This window comes from Mycobacterium sp. E3247, from assembly GCF_001667785.1.
Taxonomy (GTDB): Bacteria; Actinomycetota; Actinomycetes; order Mycobacteriales; family Mycobacteriaceae; genus Mycobacterium.
The window spans coordinates 1-8183 of the sequence record NZ_LZJG01000555.1 but is presented as its reverse complement, the minus strand read 5'-3'; the positions used below and the strand labels follow the sequence as shown (position 1 = coordinate 8183).

Sequence of the window (8183 nt, the reverse complement as noted above, 5' to 3'; positions counted from 1 at the left end):
ATCACCACGGCGTCGGCGATGACGACGGACGGGCTGTCGGCCGACACGGTGACGGCCAGGTCCGCATCGGGCCGCGCCACGTCATGCCGGTTCGCGCGGGCGAAGAGTTCCGGTGCGTAGGCATCGGCGCCGTTGGCCAGCAACACGATTGCCTTCACGGCTTCGACGGCCGCACCGGCCTCCGGGCTGAGCGATGCCACCCGCCGCAGCACCTGGTCGCGCCGGTCAGGGCTCAGTCGCGACAATGATCGTCCGGTGGTGAGATAGCTTGCGGCAGCTGCCGATGCCATCCCGGCGCGCACACCCAGCCGGGACGTCACCGGCAACTGGGTGAGATAGCGTTCGATGCGCTCGACCAGCTGAGCCGGGTGGGGGCCGCCGCACTCCTGCGGCAGCAGCGCGGTGCCGAACGCGGCGGTCGCCCGGCCGGCGAGACGGCTCACAGCAGGCGTCCGAAGCGGCGGCCCATCTTGATGAAGAACGGATAGGTGGCGAAAATGGCCCCGGCCGCGGCATGCATGGGCCAGTCGAGCTCTTCGGTCTGCACGCTGAAAACCCCGCTGTTCCACATGAAGTCGCGGCCATTGCGGGCGCGGAAGGGTCGCCACAGCAGACCCAGCCCGGGCACGTTGTTGTAGAGCCCGAACGAGCCGCCGAAGAAGACGCCCAGGGTGGCGGCCTCGGCGACGTCGCGACGATCCGAAGGCACCTGCCGCTCGATCAGCGCTCCGGCGGCGAACAGCAGCGGGGGGTCGAGGAGAAAACTCATGTCGGAATCCTTTCGTTGAGGTCGGGTGCCTCGGCGCCGCGCAAGCCGACCTCGGCATGACCGAGCACCGACCAACGCCGGTCGTCGATCTCGATGTGAACGTCGGCCTGTTCGGTGTTGGTGCACACCGCCTTGCCGCCGTCGGGATCGGTGTAACCCAGGCTCACGCACTTCTCCGCCGGTTGGTCGACCCGGATGAGCACCCGACGACCGCCGATGCGTCCCTCCAGTTGCCAGTGCTGCAGGCCCAGCGTCGTCCGCATGCGCAGCGACGGTAAAGGCCCTGCGGGCCAATCCTTTCCGTCGATACGGAACCGAACGAACGCCATCGGTGCCAGCCTGCGCAGCCCCGGCTTGTGCGAGACCGCGGTGACCACCTCCATGACGTCGCCGTTGCCCAGGTCGGCGTGCACCCATCCCCAGCGTTTGGCGTTGCCGTGCCCGTAGATGTGGGCGACGCCGCCGCGCCACCCCTCGATGGGCGCGGCGGCGTCGCCCACGGTCAGCGAGCCGGTGAAGTCGGCGGTCGGGGCGAGGACGACCTGGGCGCCCGGCAGCAGCTCGCGGTCCCACGCCGCACGGGGAAACGTCCAGAGCGGAGCGCCGGTGTCCGTCCAGGACAGATCCCACGCCAGTGACCCGGCGTGCCCGCTGAGCTGTTTGTCGCCCACCCGCACGCCCGCGGCGTCGAACCACCACGGGCCGGTCGCCGGCCGGGTCGGCACGGGCCCGAACCGCCCCGTGAGGGGCGGGCCGTCGGGCGGAAACCAGGTGACCCAGCCGTGCGCGTAGGGGTCGTCGCCAACGAGTGGGGCCACCGTCTCGCAGTGCGCCCACAGCCCCGCGCCCGTCGTCGGATCCGACAGCGTGGCGTACCAGACTTCCAGGCGGCCGGCCGCGCCGCGCCAGCGTGGCGCCGATGCCGATCGCGTGTCCTCGTCCATTGCTCACCTCCGATGGGTTCGTCCACTATATTGGTTGAACCAATGAACCAGTCAAGTCCGCTGCGTCCCCTCGATCGCCAACGCGTCGATGAACAGATCGCCGCGTCGATCACCGACGCCATCCTCGACGGCGCGTTTCCGCCGGGCTCGGCCTTACCGCCCGAGCGCGACCTGGCCGAGCAGCTCGGCGTCAACCGCACGTCGCTGCGGCAGGGGCTGGCCCGGCTGCAGCAGATGGGCCTGGTCGAGGCCCGGCACGGCAGCGGCAACGTGGTCGCGGACCCGCAGGCGCTCACCCACCCCGCGGTGGTCGAGGCGCTGGTCCGCAAACTGGGGCCCGAGTTCCTGGTGGAGCTGTTCGAGATCCGGGCCGCGCTGGGCCCGCTGATCGGGAGGTCGGCCGCGCGACGGGGCGGCGCCGAGGATGCGCAGGCCCTGCGCGGCGCGCTCGCCGCGGTCCGGGAGGCCGACAGCGCGGAGGCGCGCCAAGCCGCCGACCTGGCCTACTTCCGGGTGCTGATCCAGCTGAGCCGCAACCGGGCGCTGGCTTTGCTGTATCGCTGGGTCGAGCACGCCTTCGGCGGCCGCGAGCACGAGCTCACCGCCGCCTACGACGACGCCGCGCCCGTGGTGGCCGGGCTGGCCGCGATCACCGACGCCGTGCTGGCGGGCGACGAGGCCGCGGCCGCGGCCGCGGTCGAGGAGTACCTGAACGCGAGTGCGGGGCGAATGGTCTTGGCCTACAACAGGACTGAGGCTACTCGGCGAGTCGAGTCGCCGGATGCACCGCGATGAGGCCTAACTTGCTGCGCCGCTTGCACATCGCCGCCAGCTCGGCGTAGGCCTTCGCGCCGAGCAACTCGGTTAGCTCGTCGGCCATGCTCTGCCAGACCTGCTGGGCCCCGACATGGGCGCCTGGGTCGCCCGTGCAATACCAATGCAGGTCGGCGCCCCCGGAGCCCCAGCCGCGCCGATCGTATTCGGTGACCCAGGTCTTGAGGATCTCGGTGCCGTCGGGCCGCGTCACCCATTCCTGGCTGCGCCGGATGGGCAACTGCCAACAGACGTCGGGCTTCATGGTCAGGGGGGCGACGCCCAGCTTGAGGGCCTTGCTGTGCAGCGCGCATCCGACGCCGCCCGGAAAGCCGGGCCGGTTCAGGAAAATGCAGGCGTCCTTGTGTTTACGGGTGCGGTACTGGGGCTGTCCGTCGTGCTCGTCGAGTTCCAGGTATCCCTTGCGGCCCAAGCCCTTTTCGCGGAATTGCCAGTCTTCGTCGGTCAGTTGCTGCACGGCGTCGTCGAGCCGGGCGCGGTCGTCGTCGTCGGACAGGAATGCCCCGTGCGAGCAGCATCCGTCATCCGGGCGACCGGCCACCGTGCCGTGGCAGGCGGGCGTGCCGAACACGCATGTCCAGCGGGACAGCAACCAGGTGAGGTCGGCCGCGATCAGGTGCTCGGGATTGTCCGGGTCGTAGAACTCCACCCACTCACGGGCGAAGTCCAGTTCGACCTCGTTTCCCCGCTCCGGGTAAGAATTCGCCACGGGTCCACGTTAGACGACGATTCCGGCTGTTCGGCCCGCTGACACTCGGGGCCCGGCGAGGCGGCCCGCATCGTCGTCCGCAAGGTTAAATTGTCGTGCTCCTCAGCGGGCCGCGAGGCGGCCCGCATCGTCGCCCGCAAGGTTAAATTGTCGTGCTCCTCAGCGGGCCGCGAGGCGGCCCGCATCGTCGCCCGACTAGGTTGTTTCCCGTGCGATTGGGCGTCCTCGACGTGGGCAGCAACACGGTTCACCTGCTGGTGGTTGATGCGCACCGTGGTGGGCACCCCACGCCCATGAGTTCGACGAAGGCGACGCTGCGGCTGGCCGAGTCGATCGACAGCTCCGGCAAGATCACCAAGCGGGGCGCGGAGAAGCTGATCTCCACCATCGACGAGTTCGCCAAGATCGCGGACAGTTCGGGCTGCGCCGAGCTGATGGCGTTTGCCACCTCCGCGCTGCGCGACGCGGTGAACTCCGAGGACGTGCTCACCCGCGTCCGCAAAGAGACCGGTGTCGAGCTGGAGGCGCTGAGCGGGGTCGACGAGTCCCGGCTGACTTTTCTGGCCGTGCGCCGTTGGTACGGGTGGAGCGCCGGTCGAATCATCAACCTCGACATCGGCGGCGGCTCGCTGGAGATGTCCAGCGGGGTCGACGAGGAGCCGGAGGTGGCCTTGTCGCTGCCGCTGGGCGCCGGCCGGCTGACCCGCGAGTGGCTGCCCGACGATCCGCCCGGGCGGCGCCGGGTCGGCATGCTGCGGGATTGGCTGGACGCCGAGCTCGCCGATTCCGCCGTGACGGTGCTCGAAGCCGGCGCGCCCGACCTGGCGGTGGCGACGTCGAAGACGTTCCGCTCGCTGGCGAGGCTCACCGGCGCGGCACCGTCGGCCGCCGGACCGCGGGTGAAAAGGACGCTCACAGCAAACGGCCTCAGGCAACTCATATCTTTCATCTCTAGGATGACGACCGCCGACCGGGCAGAACTGGAAGGGGTGAGCGCCGAGCGGGCGCCGCAGATCGTGGCGGGTGCGCTGGTGGCGGAGGCGAGTATGCGAGCGCTGTCGATTGAATCGGTGGATATCTGCCCGTGGGCGTTACGGGAAGGTCTCATCTTGCGCAAACTCGACAGCGAAGCCGACGGAACGCCCCTCATGAAGCGATCCGTGCGCGATGCTGGAGGCCAGGCAGGTGATCGGGACGGCAACCGATCGAGAGGCGACAAAGCATGACCGGACCACACTCCGAGACCGAGAGCCCCGGCACTCGGCCGATCTCGGTGGCCGAACTTCTGGCCAAGAACGGAACCATCGGCGCCCCGGCGGTCACGCGGCGGCGTCGCCGGCGCCGCGGCGATAGCGACGCGGTGACCGTCGCCGAGCTGACCGGCGAGATCCCGGTCATCCGCGACGACCAGGAGGACCCGCGCACGGCCGGGCGGCCCAGCGCAGAACCGGTAGCCGAGGAGCCCGTCACCGAGCGGGCCGCGCCCCGGCAGCAAACCGAGAGCAGGCCCGCCGCCTATTGGTCGCAGCCGGAGCCGCGCTGGCCCAAGTCGCCGTCGCAGCCCAAGAAAGCAGCGGGACCGGAGCGCAGTGCCTACCCGCGCCCGCTGAGCCATGGCGAGGCGGGGGAGACCAACGGCACCGGGCGATCCGGCGCCGAGGGCATGAATCCCGACCCGATGGACCACTACACCGACCTCCCGGTGGACGTGATGGATTCGGAGGTGCGCGAGGCCGAACCCGCGCTGGAGGACTCCGCGTACGTCCGCTCCTTCCTGCAGACCGAGACCGACGAGGCCGAAGAGGACGCGGACCTGCTGGCCGCCGGATTCTTGCCGCACGAGGAGCGCGAGGAGGGCCACCTCGAGGACGAGGCCGACCGGGCCACAGAGGTCCACCCGGCGGGCCGGCTCGAGGCGCTGTGGCGCGGCAGCCTGGTGGTGTTCCAGTCCATCCTGGCCGTCGCTTTCGGCGCCGGGTTGTTCGTCGCGTTCGACGAGCTGTGGCGCTGGAACAGGATCGTGGCGTTGGTGCTCTCGGTGCTGGTGATCCTCGGCCTGGTGGTCGGCGTCCGGGTGGTGCGCAAGACGGAGGACATCGCCAGCACGTTGATCGCCGTCGCGGTGGGGGCCCTGATCACCCTGGGCCCCTTGGCGCTGTCTTTGCAGTCAGGCTAGGCGGACCCGGAACCACACAGACCGTTGCGCCCAGCTATCAAAGTCGGACTCTCCACGGCCTCGGTATACCCGTTGCGGGCCGAGGCCGCGTTCGAGTACGCGGCCCGGCTGGGTTACGACGGGGTCGAGCTGATGGTGTGGGCCGAGTCGGTCAGCCAGGACATCGACGCCATCGCCAAACTGTCCCGGCGCTACCGCGTGCCGGTGTTGTCCGTGCACGCCCCCTGCCTGCTGATCTCCCAGCGCGTGTGGGGAGCCAACCCGATCCCGAAGCTGGACCGCAGTGTCCGGGCCGCCGAACAGCTGGGTGCACAGACCGTCGTCGTGCACCCGCCGTTTCGCTGGCAGCGTCGCTATGCCGAGGGCTTCAGCGACCAGGTCGCCGCCCTGGAAGCGTCGAGCGACGTGCTGGTCGCGGTGGAAAACATGTTCCCGTTCCGGGCCGACCGGTTTTTCGGCTCGGGCCAGTCGCGGGAACGGATGCGCCGGCGTGGCGGCGGCCCCGGCCCGGCGATCTCGGCGTTCGCGCCCTCATACGACCCGCTGGACGGCAACCACGCGCACTACACGCTGGACCTGTCGCACACCGCGACCGCGGGCAGCGACTCGCTGGACATGGCGCAACGGATGGGGAATGGGCTGGTCCATCTGCACCTGTGCGACGGCAGCGGCCTGCCCGCCGATGAGCACCTGGTGCCCGGACGGGGCACACAGCCCACCGCCGAGGTCTGCCAGATGCTGGCCGGCAGCCACTTCGCCGGCCACGTCATCCTGGAGGTGTCGACGTCCAGCGCGCGTTCAGCCAACGAGCGCGAGAGCATGCTCGCCGAGTCGTTGCAGTTCGCCCGCACGCACCTGCTGCGCTGATCAGATCCAGGAGACCATGAACGCGTTATTCACCACCGCAATGGCGTTGCGGGAGGTCGGCCCCGGCACCTTCGAAGGCGAGCTGAACAAGCACTGGACCATCGGGCCCAAGGTGCACGGCGGGGCGATGCTGGCGCTGTGCGCCAAAGCCGCCCGCACCGCCTGCGGTGGGCCGTCGGCCGGCCTCGAACCGGCCCTGGAACCGGTCGCGGTGTCGGCCAGCTTCCTGTGGGCCCCCGATCCGGGACCGATGCGGCTGGTCACCTCGATCCGCAAGCGCGGCCGCCGGATCAGCGTCGTCGACGTCGAGCTCACCCAGGGCGACCGCACGGCCGTGCATGCGGTGGTCAACCTCGGCGAGCCGGAGCATTTCCCGCCCGATGGCGAAGCCAAGCCGCTGCTGTCGGCCAACCCGGTGGTGGGCCTGATGCCGCCGGAGCCGCCCGACGACGTCGCACCGATCGGGCCCGGCCACCCGCTGGCCGGCCTGGTGCACCTGGGCGAAGGCTGCGACGTGCGGCCGGTGCTGTCGAGCCTGGAGCCACCCGACGGAGGCCCGCCGGTGATCCAGATGTGGGCGCGCCCGCGCGGGGTGGCCCCGGACGGGCTGTTCGCGCTCATGTGCGGGGATCTGTCGGCGCCGGTGACCTTCGCGGTGGAGCGCACCGGCTGGGCTCCCACCATCCAGCTGACCGCTTTCCTGCGCGGCCTGCCCGGCGACGGGTGGCTGCGGATCATCGCGACGTGTACCGAGATCGGGCACGACTGGTTCGACGAGGACCACACCGTGGTCGACAGTCTGGGCCGCTTGGTGGTGCAAGCCCGCCAATTGGCATTGGTCCCTGCCGCCGGGTAGCCGCCGCTGTCTGCGATGCTGTCGGGCATGGCAAGAATCGCGATCGTCGGTGGCGGCAGCATCGGGGAGGCTCTGCTGTCGGGTCTGCTGCGGGCGGGCCGGCAGGTCAAGGACCTGGTGGTGGCCGAGCGGGTGCCGGAGCGCGCCGAGTATCTGGCCGCCACCTATTCCGTGTTGGTCACCTCGGTGGCCGAGGCGGTGGAGAACGCGTCGTTCGTGGTGGTCGCGGTGAAGCCCGGCGACGTCGAGCCGGTGATGACGGAGCTGGCCCGGGTGGCCGCGGCGTCTGAGAGCGACACCGCCGAGCAGGTGTTCGTCACGGTGGCGGCGGGGATCGGCATCTCGTATTTCGAGTCCAAGCTGCCCGCCGGCACGCCGGTGGTCAGGGCGATGCCGAACGCGGCGGCGCTGGTCGGCGCCGGGGTGACCGCGCTGGCCAAGGGCCGGTTCGTCACCGCCGCCCAGCTGGAGGGCGTCTCGGCCTTGTTCGATTCGGTCGGCGGCGTGCTGACGGTGCCGGAAGCCCAAATGGACGCGGTGACCGCGCTCTCCGGGTCTGGACCGGCGTATTTCTTCCTGATGGTCGAGGCCCTGGTGGACGCCGGGGTTGCCGCCGGGCTGAGCCGCGACGTGGCCACCGACCTGACGGCGCAGACGATGGCGGGCTCGGCGGCCATGCTGCTGGAACGGATGGACGGCGAGCGGCGACCGGGCGAAGGGGAGGGCCCGGGGTTGCGCGTCGACGCCACGCCGACGCAGCTGCGCGCCGCCATCACCTCACCCGGGGGCACCACCGCCGCGGGGCTTCGCGAACTGGAACGGGGCGGCCTGCGGGCGGCCGTCGATGCGGCCGTTCAGGCCGCCAAAACGCGCTCTGAGCAGCTAAGAATTACATCGGAGTAATCCAAGAAATTTGAACTGATTGTCCCCCACCAGTACCAGTAACCCCATTAGTCCCGCTATTCTCCTCTTTGTATGCACGTGTGGGTGCCAGCGGAGGGGAAGCCGCTGGCATTGCGCGGGCCTGA

At 70.2% G+C, this 8183-nt stretch carries 9 protein-coding genes and 1 pseudogene; 6 read left to right on the top strand and 4 right to left on the bottom strand.

Annotated elements, in window-relative coordinates:
• The 3 genes and pseudogenes from A9X04_RS28555 to A9X04_RS28545 all read right to left on the bottom strand — a co-directional run.
• Positions 1 to 443, bottom strand: a pseudogene (locus tag A9X04_RS28555) (gluconate 2-dehydrogenase subunit 3 family protein); the annotation flags it as partial.
• Entirely contained in the window at positions 440 to 769 is a 330-nt protein-coding gene (locus A9X04_RS28550) for a hypothetical protein (protein ID WP_067928318.1), read from the bottom strand. The gene A9X04_RS28550 and the pseudogene A9X04_RS28555, both read right to left, overlap by 4 nt.
• Entirely contained in the window at positions 766 to 1713 is a 948-nt protein-coding gene (locus tag A9X04_RS28545) for a hypothetical protein (protein WP_067928316.1), read from the bottom strand. The genes A9X04_RS28550 and A9X04_RS28545 overlap by 4 nt, the downstream gene beginning before the upstream one ends.
• 42 nt (positions 1714 to 1755) lie before the next feature.
• On the opposite strand from A9X04_RS28545, the gene A9X04_RS28540 reads away from it, so the two are divergent.
• On the top strand, positions 1756 to 2508 hold the full coding sequence (locus tag A9X04_RS28540; protein ID WP_067928313.1) for a FadR/GntR family transcriptional regulator: 753 nt from the start codon (positions 1756 to 1758) through the stop codon (positions 2506 to 2508).
• On the opposite strand, the gene A9X04_RS28535 is transcribed toward A9X04_RS28540, so the two are convergent.
• Complete coding sequence (locus tag A9X04_RS28535; protein WP_067928310.1) at positions 2471 to 3256, bottom strand: hypothetical protein; 786 nt, start codon at positions 3254 to 3256, stop codon at positions 2471 to 2473. The genes A9X04_RS28540 and A9X04_RS28535 overlap by 38 nt on opposite strands.
• A gap of 209 nt (positions 3257 to 3465) precedes the next feature.
• On the opposite strand from A9X04_RS28535, the gene A9X04_RS28530 reads away from it, so the two are divergent.
• From A9X04_RS28530 to proC, 5 genes are read left to right on the top strand one after another with little or no spacing between them, the layout of a single operon-like run.
• Positions 3466 to 4482: a Ppx/GppA phosphatase family protein gene (locus tag A9X04_RS28530; RefSeq protein WP_067928309.1), complete on the top strand. Its 1017-nt coding sequence runs from the start codon at positions 3466 to 3468 to the stop codon at positions 4480 to 4482.
• Positions 4479 to 5432, top strand: a complete 954-nt coding sequence (locus A9X04_RS28525) for a hypothetical protein (RefSeq protein ID WP_067928306.1) — start codon at positions 4479 to 4481, stop codon at positions 5430 to 5432. Before A9X04_RS28530 ends, A9X04_RS28525 begins: the two co-directional genes overlap by 4 nt.
• A 24-nt stretch (positions 5433 to 5456) precedes the next feature.
• Positions 5457 to 6299, top strand: a complete 843-nt coding sequence (locus A9X04_RS28520; RefSeq protein ID WP_067928303.1) for a sugar phosphate isomerase/epimerase — start codon at positions 5457 to 5459, stop codon at positions 6297 to 6299.
• 16 nt (positions 6300 to 6315) lie between these two features.
• Positions 6316 to 7155: a thioesterase family protein gene (locus A9X04_RS28515; RefSeq protein WP_067928299.1), complete on the top strand. Its 840-nt coding sequence runs from the start codon at positions 6316 to 6318 to the stop codon at positions 7153 to 7155.
• 27 nt (positions 7156 to 7182) lie between these two features.
• Positions 7183 to 8058: a pyrroline-5-carboxylate reductase gene (gene proC / locus A9X04_RS28510; RefSeq protein WP_197509475.1), complete on the top strand. Its 876-nt coding sequence runs from the start codon at positions 7183 to 7185 to the stop codon at positions 8056 to 8058.
• The last annotated feature ends 125 nt before the right edge of the window (positions 8059 to 8183 follow it).

Excerpts from the sequence above, each read along its gene's own strand:
- A9X04_RS28540 (WP_067928313.1), top strand. The coding sequence starts at position 1,756 with ATGAACCAGTCAAGTCCGCTGCGTCCCCTCGATCGCCAACGCGTCGAT.
- A9X04_RS28525 (WP_067928306.1), top strand. The coding sequence starts at position 4,479 with ATGACCGGACCACACTCCGAGACCGAGAGCCCCGGCACTCGGCCGATC.
- proC (WP_197509475.1), top strand. The coding sequence starts at position 7,183 with ATGGCAAGAATCGCGATCGTCGGTGGCGGCAGCATCGGGGAGGCTCTG.
- A9X04_RS28515 (WP_067928299.1), top strand. The coding sequence starts at position 6,316 with ATGAACGCGTTATTCACCACCGCAATGGCGTTGCGGGAGGTCGGCCCC.
- A9X04_RS28545 (WP_067928316.1), bottom strand. The coding sequence starts at position 1,713 with ATGGACGAGGACACGCGATCGGCATCGGCGCCACGCTGGCGCGGCGCG.
- A9X04_RS28550 (WP_067928318.1), bottom strand. The coding sequence starts at position 769 with ATGAGTTTTCTCCTCGACCCCCCGCTGCTGTTCGCCGCCGGAGCGCTG.